Genomic DNA, 25,619 nt, shown 5'->3' with positions numbered 1-25,619 from the left:
AAATTTTAAAAAGCTAAATTATAAACCCTTTTAGCTTTAAACGCCTTTAAAAATTTAAATTTTTTATTTCAAAACCATAAGCATTGAAGCTCTCATCAAGTAAGGCTTTAAATTGATAATCAAAAATATGCGTTTCATAAGAGTGTAAATACATTCTTGATGAACTAATTTTTGCATATTTTTCATCACCGATAATACCATGTTTTATATGATTTAAATGTACTCTAATTTGATGCGTTCTACCTGTTTTAATGACTGCTTTTATTAAGGTTTTTTTAGCATTTACCATTAAAGGTATAACCTGAGTATGAGCTTCTAAGCCAAATTTATCGATTTTACTAAAGGCTCCGGATTTATTTTTTATAGTAGTTATTTTTTCACAAATTTCAAGTTCTTCAGCAATCACTCCATCAACAATAGCCAAATAACTTTTATAAACATTTTGCTTTTTATATTCTTGAATACATTTTAGTCTAAATTCCTCATCTTTGCTTAAAAGCAAAACCCCACTTGTTTCTTTATCAAGTCTATTGATTAATTTAGCATTATAAACACTTTCTAAATTCTCACTAATCTCTCCATAAGGCTTATTTAAAGCTATGATTTTATCATCTTCAAAAAGTGTTTTTGCTTTCTTGATTTTTTGCACAACAAATCTTGTTTTTGAACTCATCAAAGCTCTAGCTATAACAACCTTTTTACCCATAGCAAAAACACAGCCTTTGTCAATCAAATCTTTTGCTGCGTTATTAGAAATTTTTTCTTGCATTGCAAGCAATTTATAAGCTTTTTCTTGCATCTAAACCTTCTTTTATACTTAATATAACTTCACTTAAATCACTTTGTTCTTTAAGTTGTGCTTGTGATAATTTTTGTTTTAAAAAATTATTTATATCTTTTACACTCTCGCAAATATACAAACCATCAATCTCTTGATATAAACTTTCTTGATTAAAAAAATATTTCCCTGAGATAATAATATTATTCCATCTAGCTGCTTCTATAGGATTATGCCCACCTATATTATTTATAAAAGAGCCACATAAAAAAACCACATCACTAATCTTATAAAAACTTTCTAGCTCACCCAAAGTATCCAACAATAAACATTTGGTATTAAAAAAATTTGCAAAATCATTTTCGCTTAAAGTAAAGTCTGAAAATTTTTGCATATTATAGTGGTTTTTTTGACAAAAATCTTTTAAAATTCTCTCAACCTCACCAAAACGCTCTGGGTGTCTTGGGGCAATAATCAATTTATCATTTTCTTCTAGTTTAATCTCATCAAGCAATAATCGCTCTTCATTTTCATGTGTGCTAGCAAATATAATAATTCTAGCTTTAGGTTTGGAATAGTTTTTCACTTGCTCTTGTTTTATATTAGCTTTGATATTTTTATATGCTATAACATTTTTAGCGCCTAGACACTCTAATCTTTCTTTGTCTTTTTGACTTTGCGCAAATACAACATCAATATATTTAAAAATCAAACGATAAAAAAAACTAAAACGCTTGTAATTTTTTAAAGATCTATCACTAATTCTAGCATTTAACAAAATCACTTTTGCATTGTAAAATTTAGCCATAAACACGAGCATAAGCCAAAGCTCTGCTTCAAAAATAACCAAAACTTTACAAGGTCTCATCCAAAAAGGCACAAAAATCTCAAAAGGGAAAAAATTTACATTTTTAGAATATTTTAAAGCTTCATTAAATCCAGTTTGCGTGATGGTTGAAATTTTACAAGTTGGAAAAAGTTTTATTAAAGGAATAAGGCTTTTAATCTCACCAAAAGAACAAGCATGAAAATATACATCACCTTGCTTTTGCCTTAAATTTTTGTAAAGAAAAAATCTTGATTTTAATGATATTTTATACTTTTCCTTGCAAAAACTTAAAATCAACAAAAAAGGAGCTGCGATTACATATACAATCGCAGCAAAAACATAATAAAAAAAAATCAATTTTGATTTTCTTCTTTTTCTTTGTATAAAATTCTTCCACAATGTGGGCAAGTTACGATTTCATCGCCTTTTAAAACTGCTAAATAAGTTTTGTCATAAATTCTCATAAAACAGCCATAACAAGCATGTTTTTTTACAGGAACTACAGCGCTATTTCCTGCCCATTTTCTAATTTTTTCATAAAAAGTTAAAACTTTTTGATTTATTTCGCCCATTAGTTTAACTTTTTTATCATAAATTTGTAATCTATCTTTTTCAATATCTACTAATACAGCTTTAGTTTGAGCATCAATTTGATCCACTTCATTTTCAAGTTCGCTTCTTTTAGCTTGTAATTCTTGTATGAATTTTTCTTTATTTTCTAAAATTTTATCTAATCTTTCTATTTCTTCATTTGCTGCATCAAGTTGCTCTTTAGCTATATCTTCTTCAATTTTTAATGCATTTGCTTCTTTTTCAGTTTTTACTGCAGCACTTTTTTTAGCTATTTCTTTAATTTTTACACCAAATTCTGCAATATGGTTATTGTTTTGAATTTTTTGATTTTCTATATCTTTGATATCTTTCTCAAAACTAGCAATTTCCTCTTCGGTTTTATCAAGCAAATTACGCTTTTCTTTTAAATCTTTTGTAGCATCTTCTACTTTATTTGTAAAACCATCAAGTTCTTTATCAATTTGCGATAAAGTTATAAGTTGTTCTAGGTATTTATTCATTGAATTTTTCCTTAAAAATATTGAAATGGATTTTTTGAAACTGATATTATAACTTCTAAATGAAATTTTTGCAAATATTTTGCTAAAATTTCACTAAAACAAGATTCGCTTTCATAGTGTCCTATATCAATCAAACTAAGTTTATTATGATAACTTTCCAAAGCTTGATGATACTTAAAATCTCCACTTAAAAAGCAATCTGCCTTAACACTAGAAATCAAATCCCCTCCACTACCTGTGCATATTGCTAAAGTTTTAATTTTCTCATTACCCGCATTTACAACTCTTATATAATCAAGCTTTAAATTTTTTTTCACATGAGTAATTAAATCACTAAATTTAAAATCAACATCACAATAAATTAAAAACTCATTTTGCTCTTTGATTTTAAAACCCAAAATTTCATTAGCAAAATAAGCATTTAAATGACTTAAATCAAAATTCGTATGCATAGCAATTAAGGCTATATTTTTTTGTATCATTTTAGTAAGAATATTTTGCGGATAAAACACTCCGCTTAAATTTTTTAAACCTTTAAAAATTAAAGGATGATGAACTATAAATAGCGAATTCTCACGTGCATTCTCAACTAAATGCATATCTACATCAAGAGCAAGATAAATTTGATTTATTTCTTGATCTAAAGTTCCAAGTAATAAGCCACTATTATCCCATGAACTTTGCGTATTAAATGGACTAATAGTATCCAAATAATCATAAATTTCTTTAATTTTCATCTAAACTTTCTTTATATACCAAAGCACAGTTTTTAGATAATTCTCTAATTTTAAGCATAAAATCTTGTCTTTGAGTTACTGAAATAGCCCCTCTTGCATCAAGCAAGTTAAAAGTATGTGCTGCTAACATACAATAATCATATGCGGGTAAAGCAAGCTTTGCTTCTAGTGCATTTTTACACTCATTATAAGCATTTTCAAATTGCATATTTAAAGTTTTAACATCACTTACCTCAAAATTATATTTACTAAATTCAAACTCACCTTGCTTATGGACATCTTTATAAGTAATTTTTTCGCCGTTAAATTCATTCCATACTATGTCATATACATTATCTACATCTTGCAAATACATTGCAAGTCTTTCTAAACCATAAGTAATTTCAGCACTTACTAAATCTACACTTATACCGCCAACTTGCTGAAAATAAGTAAATTGTGTCACTTCCATACCGTCAAGCCAAACTTCCCAACCTAAACCCCAAGCACCTAAACTTGGACTTTCCCAGTTATCTTCAACAAAACGAATATCATGTGATTTTAAATCAAAGCCTAAATTTTCTAAACTTTTTAAGTATAATTCTTGGATATTATCAGGACTTGGTTTAATCAAAACTTGAAATTGATAATAAGCACCTAGTCTATTAGGATTTTCACCGTATCTTCCATCAGTTGGTCTTCTACTTGGTGCTACATAAGCAGTTGCCCATGGTTTTTTTCCTAAACTTCTTAAAAAAGTTGCCGGATGAAAAGTCCCTGCACCTGCTGGAAAGTCATAAGGTTGCATAATAGCACAACCTTGCTTTTGCCAAAATTCTTGTAAATTTAATATCATTTGAGAAAAGGTCATTTTTCTTCCTTTATTTCTTCTGGCTTTTCAGGCGAATTTGCATATAATTCTACTGTTTTATTCCACATCATTTTATATTTTCTTTTTAGAAATTCCACTTCATTGCGTGCATATTTAAGTTGCTCGTTAAGATTTTCTATGGTTTTTCTATCCTCATCATAAAGTTCTTGCATAGAATAAAGAGCATCTTTTAAAAATTTATTCTCACCCTTTAAAGCTTCTAAGGTCTCATCCTTAGCATCAAGAACTTTTTCATGTAAATTTAAAATAGTTCCTATGGTTTTTTCTACAAAACTTTCTCCTGCTAAAGTCATAGAGTTTACCATAGCAGGTTGTTTTGAACTCATAGGCACCACGCTAAAAGTTCCTTGGTTGGCTTCTATATAAATTTTACCCTCTTCTTCTTTGAAATTTAAAGCACCATTTGCCATCATTCCTTTTACAACATCTTCAGATAAATGCACTAATTGGCAAAATTCTTTTAATTCCAAGTAAGTTTGCATATATGCTCCTTAAAGAAAAACTTCAATTGTATTGGAATCTTGGATTAATTTTTCTTGTTGTTTTTGTCTATCTTCTAATAATTTTTGCGCTAAAGATTCATCTTCTATTGCCAAAATTTGTACAGCTAAATAAGCTGCATTAATAGCCCCTGCTTTACCTATAGCTACAGTTGCAACAGGAATTCCACTTGGCATTTGCACAGTAGAAAATAAAGAATCCATACTTGCTAAATTACTTCCTGGCATAGGTATACCTAAAACAGGTTTTGTTGTGTGTGCTGCAATAGCTCCTGCTAAATGTGCCGCCATACCCGCTGCGGCGATAAATACTTTAGCACCTTTTTCTTCTGCGTTTTTAATGTATTCTTGGGTTCTTTGAGGACTTCTATGAGCTGAAGTGATTAAGATTTCATATTTAACATCAAATTTTTCCAAAATTCCCAAAGCTTCTTTTACCACATCATAATCACTCTTACTTCCCATCAATATAGAAACAAATTTCATTCAACACTCCTTCTTAAAAAGCTAAATTCTGGAAGCTTAAATGGCAAAGTAATTTCGTTTTCATTACCACTATGAATTTCACTAAATTCTTTATTATTTTTAGCTAATAATTGTTTAAAAACTATAAATTTCTTACCATCATTTTCATAAATTAAACCTAATTTATTTTCTCCTAATTCTATATTAGAATTAACCGGGGTTAAAATTTCATATTCTTTGTTTAATTCTATCTTGCCTTTACATTTAAAAAACTCACCATCTTCACTAATAGCATGCACTTGATGGGTTCCTTCTTCTATGCTTGTATCGTGATTAATAGAATCGGTTTTTTCATAAGCTCTTGAAACTAAATATCCATCCGTAAAACCTCTGTGTTTTAAAGTATGAATTTCTTTTTCATATTTAGCAGCATCAAAAGTATTTTGCAATACATCTTGCACTGCCATTTTATAAGTTCTTGTAGTCAAAGCTACATAATACTCACTTTTTGTTCTTCCTTCTATTTTAAAAGCATGAATACAATTTTCTTGCATAATTTTTTGAATATATGAGCTTAAATTTAAATCTTTAGAATTAAATACATGTGTGCCATTTTCATCTTCTTCTAATCTAAAAAGCGTATTTGTTTCTGGATTTTTCGCATAAAGCTCATAATTAAATCTGCAATCATTTGCACATGATCCACGATTACTCATGCGTCCACTTTGCACTGAACTTATTAAACATCTACCAGAATACGCAAAGCACATAGAACCATGGACAAAACTTTCAAGCTCGATATCGCAATTATTTTTTAAATCTTTTGCATCTTTTAAGCCAAGCTCCCTTGCTATAACAACACGCTTTGCACCCATATCTTTATAAACTTGAGCGTCTAAATAGTTTAAAATATTAGCTTGGGTGGATACATGAAGATTAATTTCAGGTGCAAGTTCTTTAACTAAACGCATAGCACCTACAGAAGCTACTATAAAAGCATCAGGTTTCATTTCTTTTAATTTTAAAATATGTCTTTTTAAACCCTCAATTTGCGAACTAAAATGAAAACCATTAATGGTTACATAAATTTTTTTTCCTCTTGCATGCGTATAATCAATAGCTTCTTTAAAAGTTTCATAATTAAAATCTCTAGCAGTTCTTGCTCTTAATGAAAAATTACTCACTCCTGCATAAACAGCATCAGCCCCATAAGCTAATGCTATTTTTAATTTTGTAAAATTTCCCGCAGGAGCTACTATTTCAGGAATAATCATTTTTTTCCTAAACTTGCGATTAATGCCTCAATATCATCATTACTTACAACATCTGTAGTTGTATCACCTTGGATATGTACAGCCGATCCTACGCGTTTTTCATCATCAATTTTACCCTCAAATAAACTACTCATATATCTACTTAAGGCCCTCATAACATTAATAACACGCTCAATTTTTTGACGATGAATATCTTGATATTGCATAGCATCCATTGCCATCATAACCTCATCTTGCCCAGTTTGCAAACAACCTGTAATTTCATCTATAATATTTTTAGCATTATTATTAGTTTCTATAGCCTCTTTAAAGCTTGTAACATTAGGAAATTTTGCATTTAGTTTTTCAAAAATTTCTATATTTTTATTTAAAGCATCACTAATTACACAAAGCTCATTTTCTGAATTTGCAAAAAAATCATTAATAGCTTCTAATTTTTCCATCATTTCAGTTGCTTTGATTTCGCTATCTCTTGTAACATCATCGAGTTGATGTACAACTTTATGTTCTTTACTAGGTGGTGGTGGTGGCCAAGCCATATCTGCCCTTGCTTTATAATCACCATTAATCATATCATTTACAATTTGCTGATTTTTTTCCTCATCTTCATAATCTGTCTCAGGTTTTACTTCCACATCCTCCGCAGAGTCAAGATCTAAGTCTTCAGTGCTATTCATTAAAGCATCTAATTCTTCTTGAGTCATTGTTACACCTTTTTTAATAATAAAAAAACTAATGCGAGATTATATTACAAAAAAATATAAATCAATATTAATTTTAGTTTTTTTATACAAAATAACATTTTTTTATATTTGACTATAAAAAAAATATTAATTTAAACTTAATTTAAAAAAAATATACTACAATCTTAAAAAATAAATTAAAACCTGGTAAAAAGGAGAAAAAATGGGTAAGTTTGTAAATAACATTGACGAGTTTTTTAGCTATTGCCAAGAACATGAAGTTTTGTTTGTTGATTTTAGATTTACTGATATGATAGGTACTTGGCACCATATCACTTATAATATAAAAGCAATTGATAATAAAACTTTTGAAAATGGAATTCCTTTTGATGCAAGCTCTTTGCACGGTTGGCAACCTATAGAAAAATCGGATATGATTTTAAAACCTGATGTAGAAAGTGCGTTTTTAGATCCATTTACAGCAGATCCTACTATCATAGTAATTTGTGATGTATATGATATTTACAAAGATCAAATGTATGAAAAATGTCCAAGAAGTATTGCCAAAAAAGCAATGCAACACTTAAGCACAAGCAATATCGCTGACACTGCTTATTTTGGTCCTGAAAATGAATTTTTTATTTTTGATAATGTAAAAATAGTTGATTCTTCTCATTGTGCAAAATATGAAGTAGATACTGAAGAAGGTGAGTGGAATGATAATAAAGATTTCACAGATAGTTATAATAGCGGACATCGCCCAAGAAATAAAGGCGGATATTTTCCTGTAAGTCCTATTGATTCTAGTGTAGATATTAGAGCTGAAATGGTACAAGTTTTAGAAAGAGTGGGTTTAAAAACTTTCGTACATCATCATGAAGTAGCACAAGGGCAAGCTGAGATTGGTGTAGAATTTGGAAATTTAGTTGAAGCTGCTGATAATGTACAAATTTATAAATATGTAGTGAAAATGGTCGCACATTTAAATGGAAAAACTGCAACCTTTATGCCAAAACCACTCTATGGAGATAATGGAAGTGGTATGCATGTGCATATGAGCCTTTGGAAAGATGGGGCAAATTTATTTTATAACAAAGAAGGTTATGGAAAATTAAGCGAATGTGCGATTAATTACATCGGTGGAATTTTAGCTAACGCAAGAAGTGTTGCCGCATTTACTAACCCTAGTTCAAATTCTTATAAAAGAATAGTTCCAGGTTTTGAAGCACCTTGCATTTTAACTTATTCTTGTCAAAATCGCTCTGCAAGTTGTCGCGTTCCTTATGGTATTAATGAAAAAAGCGCAAGAGTAGAAATAAGATTTCCTGATAGCACTTCTAACCCTTACCTAGCTTTTACAAGCTTGCTTATGGCAGGACTTGATGGTATTAAAAACAAAACTATACCGGTTGGCCCTATGGATGAAAATTTATTTGCACTAACCCTAGATGAAATTAGAGAAAAAGGTATAGAGCAATTACCTCACACTTTAAGAGGATCTTTAGAAGCACTCATTAGAAAAAACGCTTTCTTAAAGCCTGTTATGAGTGATGTGTTTATTGATGATTATCAACATATGAAATTTGAAACTCAAGTATGGCCTGTAGAAGCTAGACCAACTGCATATGAGTTTAAAACTTGTTATTCTTGCTAATTTTTGATGCCAAAAAGGCATCAAAAATTTAAAACACTATTGTTTTATTTTCGTGTATAAAAATCCTATCATCAAACACCAAATCCAAAGCCTTAGAAAAAACATTTTTTTCCACATTACGTCCTGCTTGTTGCATAGCCTGCCAAGAATATTCATGAGTAACCGGTATAACATCTTGGGTGATAATTGGTCCCTCATCTAAGTTATTATTTACAAAATGTGCTGTTGCGCCTATAATCTTAACTCCTCTTTCATAAGCTTGCTTATAAGGATTAGCTCCTATAAATGCAGGTAAAAAAGAATGGTGGATATTAATAATCTTTCCTTCAAAATGTTCTACAAAAGATGGAGATAATATTCTCATATATTTTGCTAAAACAATATAATCAAACTCATATTGCTTTAAACACTCTAGTAATTTTTCTTCATGCTCTTGCCTACTTAAGTCCTGTGCTAAAATAGTATGAAAAGGTATGTTAAATTTATCCACCAAAGGTTTTAATACCTCATAATTTGCAATAACTGCTTTAATATTTGCATTAAATTCGCCACTAAATTGACGGATAAGCAATTCACCTAAACAATGAGTTTCTTTGGTAGCTAAAACAATAATATCTTTTTTTCTCTTTGGTGTAATTTCAATTTGTGCATTATCAGGAAGCATGGCCTCAAGCGTTCCTTTAAAAGCTTTTATATCAAGCTCACCTTCTAAATGCGCCCTAAAGAAAAAACGATCTTCTCCAACAAATTCATCATTTTTTATAATATTGATTCTATATTTAAAAATAACATCTGAAATTCTATAAATCAATCCTTTTTCATCACTACTTGAAATTTTTAAAATATATTCATTCATTTTTACTCCTTTATATAGTTTTTTAATTCTTGTAATCTTCTTTTTTCAAGCTCAATCCCAAGCTCTTTCCCACTAAATCCTTCCTTTAGTAAATCATTTGCACTTATTTTACTTTCAAAAGTATGATGATATAAATTTAATTTCTTTGCTTGTGTTATACGCTCATTATCCCAAAGCCCAAGCCATTTACAAAGTGGCATTTTCAAAGCAATTTTAGCTAAATTAAAATCATCAATTTTACCCAAAATAAACTCTTGTTCACATTTTTTTAATAGTTCTTTTTTTAATTTTGTTTTTTTAAAAAAAATCTCTTTATTTATATGAAAAAAATTCAAATACAAATACAAAAACAAAGCCTCATCACAAATTAATTTTTGACTTTGCTCTAAAAGTCTTTCAAATTCTTCATTACAGCTTTGATAAAAAAAGATTTTTTCTTCTAAATTTAAAATTTTAAAATACTCATAAGCTTTATTTAATCTTGAAGTTTTAAAAATTTTATAAAGTTCATTATTAATACGCTCTTTAGATAAATCACCTATATCCATAGTTTGCATTAATTTTAAACTTTCTTTTGCAATTGTTAAATCAAACCTACATGCAAAAGAAATTCCACGAAGCACTCTTAAACTATCTTCAATAAAACTTTTATCATCAATATGCCTTATAGTCTTTTCTTGTAAATCTTGTAAACCATTAAAAAAATCTAAAAATTCAAAATCAAAAATATTTACCATCAATGCATTAATGGTAAAATCCCTTCTTTTAGCGCCTTCTTGCTCATCATTGCAAACTTTAACCTCAAAACCTCTATGACCTGTAGAAATTTTATTTTCATAACGTGCTAGAGCTAAATCAAATTTTTTATATTTATATACAAAAAAACTTTTTCCCACTCCATTTGCACCAAGTTTTTGCATAAGCTCATCAAAAAGCTTAGGCTCAATATCATAAATTTCTATATCATAATCATCGCTAGATAAATCTAAAAAAGAATTCCTTACACAACCACCTACTAAATAAGCCCTTCGTGTGTAAGGCTTAAGTATATTTTTAATACTTAAAAAATCTTGGTCATTTTTTAAGTCTATCTTCAATCTTTGCAAGCAAAAACTCTAAAAAAGTAATGGTCATATCTAATCTTTTTTCCATATGCTCATCTTTGGTGTTTTTTAATCCTTCAAATAAAACCAAGATACGCTCTCTAAGATTTTTTAAGAAAAATTCTTCATTATTTATAATGCTTTCTTCTTTTCCTTCTAAAGCTTCAACCTTAATAGCGACATTTTGCTTCTCATCTTTTACTTTTACTTCTAAATCATCTAATTCCTGGATTAGCTCTTGCGTAACCTTGCTAATTTCTTCTTTGATTTTTTTCTCTTGAGTATTAACACTTTTTTCTTGAGTAATTTCTTCTACCATAGGAGCAAATTCATCATTTTTACTTTTTTTGTTATCTAATTCTGAATTAACTTCACTTATGGCCATTTTTGCTAAATCTTCTATATTCATAGTTTTATCAACCACCTTTTAAATTCATTGATTTCTTCTTCACTTTTCATATTGACAAAAAAATCAAGCATATCATAATTTAAATCTTCATGATTAGAACGCAAACCACTTAAACGCCTTATAGCATCAATGGCATTTTTATTTTGCGGATCTTGCTTTAATATATTTTTATAAATCTCCAAAGCTTCATCTTTTAAACCTTGTGCTTCATAAATAGAGGCTTCTGTTACCGTATATCGCATTATCAACTCACAAAAAAATAAAATGTCAAAATTCTAACAAAAAAGACTTTAATTTATTTTAATTTTTACTTAATCACAGGAGCTTTATAAGCTAAAAATACAAAAATATTAAGTATTACAGCTACTACAATAAGCATAATAAAGCCTGAAGTGAAATTTCTAAAATTATCATGGAGCATACCTATAATCCAAGGTGCTTGAGCTGCTATTAAATACCCTATGCCTTGTGACATGGCAGAAAGTTTAGCTGCTATAAAAGAATTTGAACTTTTTATAGCAATAAACAATAATGAAATTGTAAAAACCCCACTAGATGCAAAACCTAAAAAAATAGCTGCTAATAATAACACTAATTTTACATCACAAAAAAACACTAAAATAAAACTTAAAACATACAAAAATCCCAACAGTACAATAACAAAACTCTCAGCATGAGCTCTTAGTTTTCCTAAAACAATAGGCAATAAAAATGCCACAGGCATGCCTATGATTTGAGAAAGTAATAAAACATTAGAACCAAAATCAATTCCAAAACCTTTTTCACTTATCATCACACTAAGCCAAGCAAAAAGACTATAAGATAAAAAACTTTGTAATCCCATTACAATAGTAACTTTCCAAGCTGTTAAATTTAAAAAAAGATTTATTTTATTGATATTTTTCTTTTTAGGACGCAATAATCTTTTGTTTTTCAAATGTGGAAAATAAAAAATCAAAGCAATCAAAGCTAAAACAACCCAAAAAAACATAGCCTGAGGTACTTCAAAAATTTTAAGCAAAGGAAGTGATAAAGCTACTCCAGCAATTGAAGATAAACCCATAATTGAACCATATAAACCCATTATTTTATAAGCATTTTTTGCAAATTTTTCTTTTACAAAAGAAGGCAATAAAACATTAGCTATTGCAATGCCTGCTCCGATTAGAAAAACCCCAGAAAATAAACCTATATTACCCCCATAACTTCTAATAAACTCTCCAAAAACAATCAAAATTAAAGCAAAAAACAAAGCTTTAATTTGCGAAAAATACGCTACAAAAAAAGGTATAAGACCAAAAGCTATCAAAGGTAAGGTTGTTAGCATACCTGCTAAAGCGGAATTTATATTGTAATATTCTTGGATATATTCTATCATGGGACCTATAGAGGTTATAGGTGCTCTTAAATTTAAAGCAAGGGTAATTACAACTAAAATATTAATCCAAAAGAATTTTTTATATGAAATTTGTGTGTGCATGATTATTTTTGATTTAATATATTTTCAAGATATTTTTGTTTATCTTGCTTAGTATCTTTTTGTTCTATTTGTTTTTGCTCTTTTATTATTTCATTTTCTTTAGAAAAATAAAAATGATCAATAATAAAAATAGAAGATATGATCGCTATCAAAGGTATTAAAAAAACCATAATCAATACTTCCTAAAGACATTACCATAGTATTCTATATTATCTTTTTTTAAATTCTCATCAAAAGTATTTGCTTCAAAATTTGCTTTTAAAATTTTCTCTCTTTCTTCGTCTAAATCCTGATAAGAAAAAACCATATTAATACTCACCACCCCATCAAGTTGTTCTAATTGTTTATATGCTTTTAACTCATCATCTAAATTTTCACTTTCTATTACCACTATAATTTTTTCATCCTGAGCTAATTCCACGCTACAACAAGGTGTTTGCTGAATTTGCTCTTTAAGTTTTTCTAATTTTTCTTCTTTAGTTAAAATCAACACACTAGAAAGATTCATCTATACTCCAAAATATAATTTTGTTTTCATAACCTGCACTAATAAACTCATGCTCGTTTAAAAATATAAGATATTCTAGCAAAAAATCTTTATTTTGGAATTTTTTTATCGTTTTTAAATTTTTAGTATCTATAAGTTCTATGATATTTTTTTCATTATCTCCAAAAACTGCTATTGATCCATCTTTATTTAAAGCACAAGTATAAATCAAAAAATCTCTTTCTATATTTTTTTCTTGATCATTTTGTATTATACCTAATTTTCTATCAGTGCTACAACTTGCAATAATTGTGTTTTTAAAATCAAGTTGATAGATATTATCCTTATGAATACTCTTATAATTTTTTATTTTTTGCCACTTTTTCACATCAAAAAGTATTATTTCACCACTTTCAAAACCTGCCACTAATTGAGTTTTAGTTTCATTTAAAACCACATCGCTTAAACTTGAACTAGAAAAAGTAAAATTTTTTACAACACTTTTTGTTTTTAGATCAAAAAGCTCTATATTAGAACCTAGCAAGGCCAATAAAATAGTATTATCATCTAAAAACAAAGCCTTTTTTACCCCATCATTAGCTAAATCATAGCTTAAAAGTTGTTTATTTTTATAAACATGTAGTTTTTTGCTTCCAAAATCACCTTCACTTAAAATCAAAATAGCCCCATTTAAGTAATCAATACTATAAATTCTAGGGCTAAGATTTTCTTCGTAAAAATTTTTAATCTTATCAAGTTGAGTAATTTTTTGCATTTTTTTATCTTTAATGAAATATTGGTTTATTTCTCCATTATCAAGTCCTATAAACAAACTATCATCAGTAAGTTTTAAAGCATTTAAATTTGAATCAAGTTTAAGCTCATAGCTAAATACATAAATACTCACTAACAAGATTAAAAATATTTTTTTCATAATTTTATTTTACACCTTCATTTAAAACATCTAAGAAATTAGATTTTCTCTTTGATTCCTCGCTTTTAAATTTAGCTTCAAAGCTATTTCCCACTAAAGGTTTAGCATCACTTTGCGGCACATGGCATTGCGTACAATTAAATCTTGCATCACTTACCATATCTTTAGTAGATTTATTTTTTCTTAAATCAAAATAATGGCTACTTGGAAGTGCTGTCGCAGCTAAGTCTTTTGCTACTGCTTTATCATGGCAACTTAAGCAAATATTATTATCTTTGGTAATTGGAAGCATATCCTCTAAGGTATGTGGAATCAATGGTGGAGCATTTTCAAATGACCTCTCAATCAAAACAGATTCACCAGCTAAAGCTTGAGAGTATTTAGCATCCAACAACTCTACATTTTCACTTTCTAAACTTGTTTTTCTTAAACCTATATCTTTTGAATCAACACTTTTAACAGCAAGCCCACAAGCACTTATTAAAACAGCTGCTGCTAAGGATAAAAAGATTTTATTTTTCATTTTCTCTCCTTAAATTTATTATACTAAAACCTAAAGCATCATCGCCGCAAACATCAATACATTTTCCACATCTTATACACTCACCTGATTTTATATCTTGATTTTCTTTGCCTATCATCCAAAGTACTTGCTTTTCAGGACATACTCCAAGGCATTTGTAACACTTAGTACATTTTTGCAAGTTATATCTTACTTTTAGTAATGAAAAATGCGAACCTAAAGCCCAAAAAGCCCCTAAAGGACAAAAATGCGAACAAGTAAATCTTGGACTAAAAAATGTATCTATACAAAAAATAATCAAAGCTACAAAAAGCCAAGAAACACCGCCAAAAATAATCCCTCTTTGGATTATTCCTATATAAGAAAATTCCTCAAAAACAGGAAAAGAAAAAAGAAAAGAAAAAATCAAAACAAAAGCTAAAACATAATAACGTAAATTTTTATTTACATTAAAAACTCTTGCTTGATTAAAGCCAAATTTATTTCTAATAAAATAGGCAAAATCAGCAATGATATTCACAGGACAAACCCAAGCACAAAAAGCTCTTCCAGCAAAAATAGCATAAAATAAAAATACTATTAAAGCACCACTTAAAGCCATTAAATCTACTTGCAAACTTGCTAAAGCAAGTTGAATAAATGCAAAAGGATCACTTAGTGGCACCGAAGAAAATAAAACCGAAGAGCTTAAATTTCCTTTTAATATAAAATTAAATACACCAAAAGAAAAAAAAGTTAAAATAGACAATTGCACTATTCTTCTTAAAATAAGATATTTCATAGCAATTCTCCATCATTAAGATAATCTTTAGCCTTGTTTTTATTGAAATTTTTATCTGTGTTTACATCTTGCAAACGTTTTTCATCTTTTTCATCCCAACCTTTGATGTAATTATCCCCAGCTTTTCCTAAAACAAATTCTCTAGGCAAAACTCTAATAGCTGCTTTTTGTGTTATACAAGCTTTTTCACAAATCCCACATCCAACACACACTTCATGATCTACCACAGGTAGTAAAAATGCGTGCTTTGCGGTTCTTTCATTGCGTTTTGTTTCAAGTTTTAATGCTTTATCTATTAAAGGACAAGCCCTATAACAAGCATCACATTGAATTCCCCAATAAGCAACACAACTTGCACTATCAATTATAGCTATACCCATTTTTGTTTTATAAATTCCATCTTTTTGCTCTAGATATTTATGATCTAGCGCATTTGTAGGACAATCTCTTATACAAGGCATATCCTCACATAACCTGCAAGGATTTTCTCTTGCTACAAAAAAAGGTGTGCCATTTTTAGCACTATTTTTTAAATTTGCTAGCTTCAAAACATCATAAGGACAGGCTTTTACGCAAAGTCCGCATCGTATGCATTTTGACAAAAACTCTTTTTCATCATCTGCTCCAGGAGGTCTTAAAAAATACTCCTGATTTGAGCTAAATGCTAAACTTGCCAAAAATGCACTTCCGCTTCCTATACATAAAAGCTTGAAAGCAAAGGCTAAAAATTCTCTTCTATTTTTCATTTTTATGCTTTAGTAATTTTTACGGCACATTTTTTGAAATCTGTTTGATTAGACAATGGACAAGTTGCATCTAGTGTAACTTTATTTATATACACATTCTCATCAAACCAAGGCACATACACAAGGCCTTTAGAAGGTTTATTTCTACCACGAAAATCTACTCTAGCTTTTACTTTACCACGGCGTGATTCTACCCATACGATGTCGCCTTGATTGATTTTCATCGCCTTAGCATCATCTTCATTCATATAACAAAGTGCTTCAGGTACTGCACGGAAAAGCTCAGGAACCCTCATAGTCATAGTTCCACTATGCCAATGCTCTAAAACCCTACCAGTACATAACCAGAATGGATATTCTTTGCTTGGTCTTTCAGGTGCTTTCATAAATGGTCTAAAGAAAATTTTCACTTTGTTTTTTAAACTATATTTTTCTTTAGTTTGTGGAGCTAGTAAATCTCCTTTTGGCAATTCTTTAGCAAAATCACCATAAAACGCAAAGTCTGAATTTGGAGCAGCTTTTTTAGCATAATAATCAAATTTAGTATTAAATCTCCATTGAGTTTCTTTACCATTTACTACAGGCCATCTTAAGCCCCTTACTTTATGATAAGTATCAAAATCAGCTAAATCATGTCCATGACCCAAGCCAAATTTGCGGTATTCTTCCCATAGATATTTTTGTACAAAAAATCCATATCCATTAAATTCTTTACCATCACTACCTACAACTTTTCTCTCATCGCCAAATACTTCAGAATTATCAAATCCTTTTGCAATATTATCTTTAGCTTTAAAAGATTTTGCTTCTTTATTAGCAAATAATACATCATATAAAGTATCATCTTCGCTATAACCCATAGCTTTAGCTTCTTCTAAAACACTTGGCAGAGTAAGTTTATCATTTACCTTAGTTTCACCCCAAACTTCTTTTAACTTAAAGCGTTTTGAAAATTCCATGATTTGCCAAGTATCGCTCATAGCTTCACCTACAGGCAATACTTGTTGTTTCCAGTGTTGAGTTCTTCTTTCAGCATTACCATAAGCACCCCATTTTTCATAAATCATAGCACTTGGTAAAATTAAATCTGCCACCTTAGCACTAATTCCTGGGTAACAATCACTCACAACGATAAAATTATCCATTTCTCTAGCTGCTGCTATCCAGTGATTTGCATTAGCCGTATTTTGCCAAGGATTATTTACTTGCACCCAAGCAAATTTGATATTTCCATCTTCTAAATCCCTCATGATTTTTAAGTATGGAGCGCCTGGTTTAGGATTGATTGTTTTTGCAGGAACTTTCCAAATTTTTTCACTAATTTCTCTGTGTTTAGGATTTGCAACCACCATATCAGCAGGCAAACGGTGTGAAAAAGTCCCTACCTCTCTTGCAGTTCCACAAGCACTTGGCTGTCCTGTTAATGAAAAAGCACCATTACCTGGCTTGGCTTGTTTACCAAGTAAAAAATGCACCATATAAGCTTGCTCATTTACCCAAGTACCTCTTGTGTGTTGATTAAAGCCCATAGTCCAAAAACTTACAACTTTTCTATTTTTTTCTATATATAAATTTGCTAATTCTTGAAGTTTTTTCTTAAATTCTTCTATACTTTCATCTTCATTACCCTTAGCAACTTTAGCAACATAATCAAGCGTATAAGGCTCTAAAGCTTTTTTGAAATCTTCAAATGAAATTTCCCAATGCGCATCAGGAGCACTTTGGTGTTTCATTTCAAATTTATCGCCTGCTTTTACCCCCAAATAAGCCAAAGATACTGCTTCTTCTTCATCTACAATAATAGCATTTTGTTTTGCTACGGTATCTTTTTCACTTGCTTTAAATTTAGGATGGTTTGGATTATTTCTCATTCCATAACCAATATCAGCATAACCTGTTGTAAAAATACAATGTTTTTCAATAAATTCTTTATCCATAGCTTCAGGATGATTATAAACAATTTCCCTTGCTATATAATTCCAAATGGCTAAATCGGTATTTGGTTTGAAAATGATTTCAGTATCTGCTATATGAGAGGTTCTATTAGAAAAAGTAGATAAATTTACGATTTTAACTTTATCTAAATTGCTTAATTTTCTATCACTCACCCTTGACCATAAAATCGGATGCATTTCTGCCATATTTGCACCCCAAGTAATAATAGTATCAGTAAGCTCTATATCATCATAACAACCAGAAGGCTCATCAACCCCAAAAGTTTGCATAAAACCAACAACAGCACTAGCCATACAATGACGTGCATTTGGGTCTATATTATTTGATCTAAAACCAGCTTTTACTAATTTTGCAGCAGCATATCCTTCTTGTATAGTATATTGACCGCTTGCAAAAATTCCAATTCCCTCAGCACCTTTTTCTTTATAGGCTTTTTTGAATTGTTTTTCCATTTCATCAAAAGCTCTTTGCCAAGAAACTTGTTGGAATTTTCCTTTTTTATCAAACTCACCTTTTGCATTTACACGAAGTAAAGGTGTTACTAAGCGATCTTCTCCATACATAATTTTTGCATTAAAATAACCTTTAATACAATTTAACCCACGATTTACCGGAGCTGCTGGATCTCCTTTTACAGCAACAATTTTGCCATCTAAACTTGCAACTAAAATTCCACAGCCTGTACCACAAAATCTACAAACAGCCTTATCCCAACGCCATTTATTCTCAGTATTTGCAAGCACACTACTTGGAACACTAAGACCCGCAACACCACAAGCACTAGCAATAGCGGTATTTTTAATGAAGTCTCTTCTGTTCATTATATCCCTCGTTATTGTTTTATTTATGTATATAAAGAATACATAAATATAATATTACTATGATTAGTTTAAATTTAAATTATAAAAAGAATATTTTATAAGTATTTATAAATAGGAGTTTTTTAGTATTTTTTTTAATATTTTTTGCATATTATAAAACGCTAGTTAATTCTAGCGTTTTAATTGATTTACAATTCCAAGCATATCATCACTTGTAGTGATTGCCTTTGAGCCAGCTTCATAAGCTCTTTGTCCTGTAATAAGATCAGTCATTTCTTCTACAAGCTGAACATTACTAAGTTCCACAAAGCCATGTTTGATAACAGAAAATCCATTCTCACCTGCTATACCTGCAATAGGCGCTCCACTTGCATCAGTTTCTACTAAAAGATTATCCCCTAAAGCATGTAAACCTGCGGGATTAATAAAATTAACAAGTTCAATTTGACCTATTTGAGTTTCTGCTGTATTTCCTGGTTGCATAACAGAAACTGTTCCATCACTTGCTACGTTAATAGCTGTAGCATCTTCAGGTATAGTCATTTCCGGCAAAAGTCTATAACCATCTGAATTTACTATATTTCCTTCAGCATCTTTAGTAAATTGACCATTTCTAGTATAAGCTATAGTTCCATCAGGCATTTGAATTTGAAAAAAGCCATTATTACCAGCAATTGCCATATCAAGACCTGAAGTTGAAGTTTGCTTTAAACTACCTTCACTAAAAATTTTACTCACAGCTGTCACTCTTGAGCCAAGACCCACTTCTATACCACTTGGGTGTTTTGTGGTGCTTGAGGTTGAAGTACCTGCGTATTTCATCGTTTGATACATCAAATCTGCAAATTCTGCACGCGATTTTTTATAACCTACTGTATTAACATTTGAAATATTATTTGAAGTTACATCAATTTGTGTTTGTTGTGATACCATCCCTGATGCTGCTGTATATAATGATCTTAACATTTTATCTATCCTTAGTTTTATTTAGTACTTGCTAATTTGTTAATAGCTTCTTGATTTAAATCATCCATATGAGATGTCATAACTTTTTGGTACATCTCAACCATTCTATTTGCTTCGATTAATCCTACCATTTCTGTAACTGGATTAACATTAGATCCTTGAGTAAAACCCTGCTTTATGGCATTTGAATTTGGCAAATCTCTAATTTTGTTTAAATTATCGATTTTATACATATTATCGCCATCTTTTTGTAAATCTCTTAAATCATCAACTTGTGCGACGAATAATCTTGCTATATCTTGATTAGATGCACTAATGATTCCATTTTTATCCACATTAATAAAAGAAGTAGAATCCCCTATGCGTATGCCATCATTTTCAGGATTATTAAAATAATCACTGCTTAAAACTCTATATCCTTGACGATTTACCAAATATCCCTCATCATCAAGCTGGAAATTTCCATCTTGACTTAATCTTACCTCGCCATTGTTTGTTTTAATTAAATAAAAAGTATCCTCACGAGTAAGAGCTAAATCTAAAGGATTATGTGTCATTTTCATAGAACCTACGCTAAAATTTGTATAGACGTGATTAACTTGTGGAACTCTATCTATAGTTGTATTTACAAATCTTGCAGCATCTCTTGTGTGATTTTGTATAGGTAACTCATCTTGAGTTTCTTTAAAAATCCTTTTAAAATCTGCAATAACAACATTATCTCTTTTATAGCCACTTGTATTTACATTTGCTAGATTGTTAGTTACAACATCTAAGCGATTAAACTGCGTAACCATAGCACCGGTGGCTTGATAATACCCATTTTGCATTGTTTTTCCTAACTAAAATCTTAATTTTTCACTAACGAAGCAAAAGTTGTTCCAAAATGTTTTTATTTGTTTTTAATTAATCTTTAGGCATAATATTTAGTTTTACACTCATTACTTAAATACAAGGGGTATCCATGGCTAATGAAACCAATGTTTTAGAAGAACTTTTCAAAGAAAATTCTAAAGATTATATCACATATGAAAAACTTGTCAAGTATTTTGCAAAGCTTCCAAATGCAACAAGCGCAAAAAAAATCCGTGATTTAATGGATAAATACAAAGTAGAATTAATTTCTTCAGCAGAAATTGCTAAAAAAAGAAATTTAGAAGAAGCAAAAAAACTACAAGAAGAAAAACAAAAATTACAAGATACAAGTTTGGAAAATGAATTTGATTTAGCCAATGAAAATGATTTATTAGAATGGAGCAGATCAGACTCGCCTGTGAGAATGTATTTAAGAGAAATGGGACAAATTGCTCTTTTAAATAAAGATGAAGAAGTTGAAATTTCTAAAAAAATTGAATTAGGTGAAGACATTATCATTGATGCTTTTTGTTCTGTGCCTTATTTGATTGATTTTATACTTGATTACAAAGAACCTTTGATTAATAGAGAAAGAAGAGTAAAAGAGCTTTTTAAAAGCTTTGAAGATGATGATAAGAGTGATGATGATAAGAGTGATGATGAAATAGACTCTGAAGAAGAAAATGAAAACGAGGAAAATGAAAGCTCAAGCGAAAAAAAACCTAAAAAAACAAGTAAAAAAGAAGACGAAAGAACCTTAAAAGTTATAGAAAGTTTTAAAGCATTAGAAAAGGCAAAAAAAGAATGGTTAAAAACCATATCTACTATTAATGCAGAAAAAAACGATGATGAATTATTAGATAAACTCATAATTGCTTTTAAGAAAAATATATTAAAAGAAAAACTGATGGATCTAGGTCCAACTTCAAAACTTATCTCTGAAATCGTAAAATCCATGGAAACAGCTTTAAAAAGCGATGAAGAATTTGACAAAGAATTAAAACGCTTAGAATATCGTTTGCCAATGTTTTCAGAAGAATTAAAACAAAGACACCAAGATATCTTAAAAGATATTACCAAACTTAGCAAAGAAGAAATCGCTGAACGCGCACTAGAAACTACCATGGTAAGCACTTATATGGAGATAAAAAAACTCATTCAAACCAAAGAGGCTAGTCAAAATTCTTTTGATTTAGAAAAAGATCAACTAAAAGAAATTTTAGAGCAAATCAAACGCGGTAAAAAAATCTCAGATGAGGCTAAAACTAGAATGGCAAAATCAAATTTACGCTTGGTTGTAAGCATTGCCAAAAGATATACCAATCGTGGATTACCATTTTTAGATTTGATCCAAGAGGGCAATATAGGCTTAATGAAAGCGGTAGATAAATTTGAATATAAACGCGGTTATAAATTTTCAACCTATGCAACTTGGTGGATTAGACAAGCCATCTCAAGAGCAATTGCCGATCAAGCAAGAACGATTAGAATTCCTATTCATATGATAGAAACTATTAATCAAATCAATAAAATCATTCGTGAATATTTACAAAAAGAAGGTAAAGAACCGGATGTAAGTATTATTGCTAAAGAAGTAGGACTTAGCGTAGATAAAGTAAAACAAGTGATTAAAATCACTAAAGAACCAATTTCTCTAGAAGCACCTATTAGCAATGAAGATGATGGTAAATTTGGAGACTTTGTAGAAGATAGAACCTCAATTTCACCTATGGATCATATCTTAAAAGATGATTTAAAAGAACAAATTGATGAAGTTTTAGATCAGCTTAATGATAGAGAAAAAGCTGTTATTAGAATGCGTTTTGGTTTAATGGATGATGAAAGTGATAGAACCTTAGAAGAAATCGGTAAAGAATTAAATGTCACAAGAGAAAGAGTAAGACAAATAGAAAGCTCAGCTATAAAAAAACTCAAACATCCAAAAGTTGGTAGAAAACTTAAAAATTATATAGAAGGTTGGAAATAATCCTTGCTAAAAAGCAAGGATTAGCTATCTCTAAAAAGCTTCGTTGCTAAATGCGCTGCTCTACTATGATCAGTATCTTTTTTTAAGGTATTAAAAATTCTACTAATGTATTCTTCTAAGATTTGCTGAGAATTATTAACTTTTTCTGCTTCATTTAAAGCAACCTTGCGATATCTTCCTTCGCTATCTAACTCATAAGCCAAATCATTGTCGCTTAATTGTAATTTTAAAATTTGAGCTAGTTTTGCACGCGAATGCTCATCAAAAATAGGAGTCATTAATTCTAGTCTTCTTTCTAAATTTCTTGGCATCCAATCAGCACTTGAAATAAAATAATTTGGCTCAGTGTGTTTAAAATATAAAATTCTAGCATGCTCTAAATATTTTCCCACTATACTCCTAACTTTTATATTTTCACTATATCCTTTTACTCCAGGTCTTAAACAGCAAATTCCACGTACAATAAGATCTATTTTAACACCTTTATTTGAAGCTTCATATAAAGTCTTAATCACATCACCATCTACTAAAGCATTCATTTTAGCTATGATTACTCCATCTTTTCCATGATTTGCTTCAGTAGCTATCATATCTAAAATTCTTTCTTTGATTTGCTTTGGACTCATTGATAAAGTCTTTAAACGACGGCTTTTGCTATATCCTGAAAGTATATGAAAAAAAGTTGTAGTATCTTGAGAGTATTCTTCTTTGGAAGTAAAATAACTCACATCGGTATAAATTTTAGCCGAACTTGCATTATAATTACCCGTACTTAAATGATTATAAATTTTTAATTTCTCCCCTTCTTTTCTAATCACTTGAGCCACTTTTGCATGCACTTTAAAACCTGTAATTCCATATATTACATGAGCTCCTGCATTTTCTAATGATTTTGCCCAGTGCAAGTTATTTTCCTCATCAAAGCGTGCTTTTAACTCTACCATTACAGTAACTTGTTTACCATCACTTGCTGCATCAATTAAAGCTTGGACTATGTTTGAATTTTTTTCCACCCTATAAAGAGTCATTCTTATAGAAACAACCTTAGGATCCTTACTTGCTTCTTTGATAAATTGATACACAGGCTCAAAACTCTCATAAGGCTGTATAGCCAATATATCTTGTTTATCAATTGCGCTAAAAATAGATACATTATCTCCAAAAGGTGGTAAAATCTTTGGTGTATATACAGGGTTTAATAAATGTGTAAATTCTTTATTAGAAATGATTTGCCATAATGATGGTAAATTCAAAAGTATGCTGTATTCGTAAATATCTTTATGAAAAATATTCATATGAGAACTTAAAAACTCAATCAACTGCTCATCTGCGCCTTTTTCTATTTGTAAGCGTATAAAAGCACCTTTTCTACGAAGCTTTAAACCCTGCTCCAAAATCAACATAAAATCATCAGCCTCTTCTTCTTCTATCTCCATATCTGCATTTCTAGTTACTCTAAAAGCAGCAGATGATAAAAGCTTATAGCCAGGAAAAATATGCTCCGTATGATGACGCACTATACTTTCTATAGGCACATAAATATTCGAACTTACTTGATAAAATCTTGGTAAAACTCTAGGTATGCGTATCATGCCAAATTTTAAAAGCTCAGGATGCATAGGATCACAAAGCTTTACCGCCAAAGAAAATGAAAGATTGTTTAAATGCGGAAAAGGATGAGTTGCATCAACCGCAATAGGTACTATCACAGGAAAAATATTAGAAAAAAAATGCTCGTTACATTGCTGTTTTAAATCCTCATCAAGTTCTTCATAAGAGCGAATAAATAAATTTTCTTTTTCTAAATCTTGAGTAATTTTAGTAAAATACTGCTCTACTACATATTTTTCTTCATGCAAATAATTTCTAATGGCTTTAAGCTGCGCAAGTGGGGTCATTTCATCATTACTTGCTGTGCTTATTCCTGCTATAAAAAGTTGTTTTAATCCAGCTACTCTTATCATATAAAACTCATCTAAATTTGTACAGTATATAGCAATAAATTTAAGTTTTTCAAGCAAAGGAAGATCTTTAGAGCATTGATCCAAAACACGGGAGTTAAATGCAAGCCAAGAAAGTTCTCTATTAATATACATTGATGGTTGAATTTGCATAATACACCTACCTTATTTTCTAGTATTTAATATTTTAGTATTTCTTTTATTAAAATTTATTTTATTTTTATAATAGTAAATAAAATTATATAAAAAAATAATACTTTTTTTCTCTTATTAAAAAAATAATAAATGATTAATAAACTTATATTTACTTTTTAGGTTTTATAGTGTAATATAATTGCACTTAAGTTCTTGTAACTTAAACTTCATTCAAAGGAGAGACTTTGAAAAAAGCAAACTCAAAACTTTTTGCTGTTTTCCTCTTCTTACTTGTAATTTTAGCAGGCGTGGGAATGTATACTTTCCATAATGCTAAAGGCACTTCTTATTTTAGTGATGCCAGTGAAAGCTGTAATAATTGTCACATTATGAACGAGGTTTATAATGATTATTTAAAAGCTTCACACTCTAAAGAAGTTGATGGTAAACCAAGAGCAACCTGTAATGATTGCCATTTACCACATAGCTTTTTTGAAAAATGGATTGCTAAAGCTCAAAGTGGCTTAGGACATGCTTATGCATTTACTTTCAAACTTGATTCTTTGCCTACGCATTTAAGTGCAAATGCAAAAAGTAAAGAAATAGTCCAAAATAACTGTATAGAATGTCACAAAGAAATTGCGAGTAACACTATCAACCCTACTCTAGATCCACATAAAGATAATGCTTTAAGTTGTGTGTCTTGTCATCAAGGTGTTGGCCATAAGAGAGGATTTTAAATGAAAGGAGTATTT

General features: G+C 29.9%; 27 protein-coding genes. 3 read left to right on the top strand and 24 right to left on the bottom strand.

The features are described from left to right. Positions 1 to 46: 46 nt before the first annotated feature. Genes CAMP18497_RS02380 through CAMP18497_RS02340 form a run of 9 tightly spaced genes read right to left on the bottom strand, consistent with a single transcriptional unit; the run spans position 47 to position 7,231 of the window. Positions 47 to 799, bottom strand: a complete 753-nt coding sequence (locus tag CAMP18497_RS02380; RefSeq protein WP_337212355.1) for a pseudouridine synthase family protein — start codon at positions 797 to 799, stop codon at positions 47 to 49. Next, positions 780 to 1,964 (bottom strand): lipid IV(A) 3-deoxy-D-manno-octulosonic acid transferase, encoded by a 1,185-nt coding sequence (gene waaA, locus CAMP18497_RS02375; RefSeq protein ID WP_337212354.1) that lies wholly within the window; start codon positions 1,962 to 1,964, stop codon positions 780 to 782. The genes CAMP18497_RS02380 and waaA overlap by 20 nt, the downstream gene beginning before the upstream one ends. Next, positions 1,961 to 2,680, bottom strand: coding sequence for a zinc ribbon domain-containing protein (locus tag CAMP18497_RS02370; RefSeq protein WP_337212353.1), 720 nt, complete (start codon positions 2,678 to 2,680; stop codon positions 1,961 to 1,963). Before CAMP18497_RS02370 ends, waaA begins: the two co-directional genes overlap by 4 nt. Before the next feature lie 11 nt (positions 2,681 to 2,691). Further along, the gene (locus CAMP18497_RS02365; protein ID WP_337212352.1) at positions 2,692 to 3,417 is read right to left on the bottom strand and encodes a Nif3-like dinuclear metal center hexameric protein; all 726 of its coding nucleotides are present in this window, start codon (positions 3,415 to 3,417) and stop codon (positions 2,692 to 2,694) included. After that, entirely contained in the window at positions 3,407 to 4,267 is an 861-nt protein-coding gene (gene glyQ / locus CAMP18497_RS02360; protein WP_263693339.1) for a glycine--tRNA ligase subunit alpha, read from the bottom strand. The genes CAMP18497_RS02365 and glyQ overlap by 11 nt, the downstream gene beginning before the upstream one ends. Further along, positions 4,264 to 4,770 carry a DUF3972 domain-containing protein gene (locus tag CAMP18497_RS02355; RefSeq protein WP_039618600.1) on the bottom strand — a complete coding sequence of 169 codons (507 nt, stop codon included), beginning with the start codon at positions 4,768 to 4,770 and terminating at the stop codon, positions 4,264 to 4,266. The genes glyQ and CAMP18497_RS02355 overlap by 4 nt, the downstream gene beginning before the upstream one ends. A gap of 9 nt (positions 4,771 to 4,779) precedes the next feature. Then, entirely contained in the window at positions 4,780 to 5,274 is a 495-nt protein-coding gene (purE, locus tag CAMP18497_RS02350; RefSeq protein ID WP_337212351.1) for a 5-(carboxyamino)imidazole ribonucleotide mutase, read from the bottom strand. Further along, a complete protein-coding gene (locus CAMP18497_RS02345) occupies positions 5,271 to 6,527 on the bottom strand; it encodes a peptidase U32 family protein (protein WP_337212350.1) in 1,257 nt (418 codons plus the stop codon). The genes purE and CAMP18497_RS02345 overlap by 4 nt, the downstream gene beginning before the upstream one ends. Then, positions 6,524 to 7,231, bottom strand: coding sequence for a chemotaxis protein (locus tag CAMP18497_RS02340; RefSeq protein WP_337212349.1), 708 nt, complete (start codon positions 7,229 to 7,231; stop codon positions 6,524 to 6,526). The genes CAMP18497_RS02345 and CAMP18497_RS02340 overlap by 4 nt, the downstream gene beginning before the upstream one ends. A 202-nt stretch (positions 7,232 to 7,433) precedes the next feature. On the opposite strand from CAMP18497_RS02340, the gene glnA reads away from it, so the two are divergent. Then, positions 7,434 to 8,864, top strand: a complete 1,431-nt coding sequence (gene glnA, locus CAMP18497_RS02335) for a type I glutamate--ammonia ligase (protein WP_337212348.1) — start codon at positions 7,434 to 7,436, stop codon at positions 8,862 to 8,864. Between the two features lie 28 nt (positions 8,865 to 8,892). Here glnA and purU read toward each other — a convergent pair whose 3' ends face one another. The 14 genes from purU to CAMP18497_RS02265 all read right to left on the bottom strand — a co-directional run bounded on the left by purU (position 8,893) and on the right by CAMP18497_RS02265 (position 20,756). Then, entirely contained in the window at positions 8,893 to 9,720 is an 828-nt protein-coding gene (gene purU, locus CAMP18497_RS02330; protein ID WP_039641779.1) for a formyltetrahydrofolate deformylase, read from the bottom strand. A 2-nt stretch (positions 9,721 to 9,722) separates the two neighbouring features. Next, a complete protein-coding gene (locus CAMP18497_RS02325; RefSeq protein WP_337212347.1) occupies positions 9,723 to 10,826 on the bottom strand; it encodes a CCA tRNA nucleotidyltransferase in 1,104 nt (367 codons plus the stop codon). Continuing rightward, complete coding sequence (ciaD, locus tag CAMP18497_RS02320; protein WP_337212346.1) at positions 10,795 to 11,232, bottom strand: effector protein CiaD; 438 nt, start codon at positions 11,230 to 11,232, stop codon at positions 10,795 to 10,797. Before ciaD ends, CAMP18497_RS02325 begins: the two co-directional genes overlap by 32 nt. Beyond that, positions 11,229 to 11,477, bottom strand: a complete 249-nt coding sequence (locus CAMP18497_RS02315; RefSeq protein WP_087691144.1) for a hypothetical protein — start codon at positions 11,475 to 11,477, stop codon at positions 11,229 to 11,231. Before CAMP18497_RS02315 ends, ciaD begins: the two co-directional genes overlap by 4 nt. 62 nt (positions 11,478 to 11,539) lie before the next feature. After that, positions 11,540 to 12,712 (bottom strand): MFS transporter, encoded by a 1,173-nt coding sequence (locus CAMP18497_RS02310; RefSeq protein ID WP_337212345.1) that lies wholly within the window; start codon positions 12,710 to 12,712, stop codon positions 11,540 to 11,542. Between the two features lie 2 nt (positions 12,713 to 12,714). After that, complete coding sequence (locus tag CAMP18497_RS02305; protein WP_337212344.1) at positions 12,715 to 12,882, bottom strand: hypothetical protein; 168 nt, start codon at positions 12,880 to 12,882, stop codon at positions 12,715 to 12,717. Positions 12,883 to 12,884: 2 nt separating this feature from the next. After that, positions 12,885 to 13,220: a chaperone NapD gene (locus CAMP18497_RS02300; protein WP_337212343.1), complete on the bottom strand. Its 336-nt coding sequence runs from the start codon at positions 13,218 to 13,220 to the stop codon at positions 12,885 to 12,887. Continuing rightward, entirely contained in the window at positions 13,207 to 14,133 is a 927-nt protein-coding gene (locus CAMP18497_RS02295; protein WP_337212342.1) for a WD40 repeat domain-containing protein, read from the bottom strand. Before CAMP18497_RS02295 ends, CAMP18497_RS02300 begins: the two co-directional genes overlap by 14 nt. Before the next feature lie 4 nt (positions 14,134 to 14,137). Continuing rightward, positions 14,138 to 14,656, bottom strand: coding sequence for a nitrate reductase cytochrome c-type subunit (locus tag CAMP18497_RS02290; RefSeq protein WP_047208405.1), 519 nt, complete (start codon positions 14,654 to 14,656; stop codon positions 14,138 to 14,140). Next, positions 14,646 to 15,437 (bottom strand): quinol dehydrogenase ferredoxin subunit NapH, encoded by a 792-nt coding sequence (gene napH, locus CAMP18497_RS02285; RefSeq protein WP_337212341.1) that lies wholly within the window; start codon positions 15,435 to 15,437, stop codon positions 14,646 to 14,648. Before napH ends, CAMP18497_RS02290 begins: the two co-directional genes overlap by 11 nt. Further along, positions 15,434 to 16,183, bottom strand: coding sequence for a ferredoxin-type protein NapG (gene napG, locus CAMP18497_RS02280; RefSeq protein ID WP_337212340.1), 750 nt, complete (start codon positions 16,181 to 16,183; stop codon positions 15,434 to 15,436). The genes napH and napG overlap by 4 nt, the downstream gene beginning before the upstream one ends. 2 nt (positions 16,184 to 16,185) lie before the next feature. Continuing rightward, the gene (gene napA / locus CAMP18497_RS02275; protein ID WP_263677231.1) at positions 16,186 to 18,960 is read right to left on the bottom strand and encodes a periplasmic nitrate reductase subunit alpha; all 2,775 of its coding nucleotides are present in this window, start codon (positions 18,958 to 18,960) and stop codon (positions 16,186 to 16,188) included. Positions 18,961 to 19,131: 171 nt separating this feature from the next. After that, positions 19,132 to 19,926, bottom strand: coding sequence for a flagellar basal-body rod protein FlgG (gene flgG, locus CAMP18497_RS02270; protein ID WP_039626513.1), 795 nt, complete (start codon positions 19,924 to 19,926; stop codon positions 19,132 to 19,134). A 17-nt stretch (positions 19,927 to 19,943) separates the two neighbouring features. Next, positions 19,944 to 20,756, bottom strand: coding sequence for a flagellar hook-basal body protein (locus CAMP18497_RS02265; protein WP_039618632.1), 813 nt, complete (start codon positions 20,754 to 20,756; stop codon positions 19,944 to 19,946). A 134-nt stretch (positions 20,757 to 20,890) separates the two neighbouring features. Between CAMP18497_RS02265 and rpoD the strand changes: the two genes are divergently transcribed. Next, positions 20,891 to 22,768 carry an RNA polymerase sigma factor RpoD gene (gene rpoD / locus CAMP18497_RS02260; protein ID WP_263677227.1) on the top strand — a complete coding sequence of 626 codons (1,878 nt, stop codon included), beginning with the start codon at positions 20,891 to 20,893 and terminating at the stop codon, positions 22,766 to 22,768. 20 nt (positions 22,769 to 22,788) lie between these two features. On the opposite strand, the gene CAMP18497_RS02255 is transcribed toward rpoD, so the two are convergent. Further along, positions 22,789 to 24,882, bottom strand: a complete 2,094-nt coding sequence (locus CAMP18497_RS02255; RefSeq protein WP_337212339.1) for an RNA degradosome polyphosphate kinase — start codon at positions 24,880 to 24,882, stop codon at positions 22,789 to 22,791. 227 nt (positions 24,883 to 25,109) lie between these two features. On the opposite strand from CAMP18497_RS02255, the gene nrfH reads away from it, so the two are divergent. Next, a complete protein-coding gene (gene nrfH, locus CAMP18497_RS02250) occupies positions 25,110 to 25,604 on the top strand; it encodes a cytochrome c nitrite reductase small subunit (RefSeq protein ID WP_039618639.1) in 495 nt (164 codons plus the stop codon). Positions 25,605 to 25,619 lie beyond the last annotated feature (15 nt).

This window comes from Campylobacter sp. W0066.1 (assembly GCF_024723635.1).
Lineage (GTDB): Bacteria > Campylobacterota > Campylobacteria > Campylobacterales > Campylobacteraceae > Campylobacter_D > Campylobacter_D lari_C.
The sequence above is the reverse complement of the archived record's forward strand: the minus strand, read 5'-3'. Positions and strand labels throughout refer to the sequence as shown.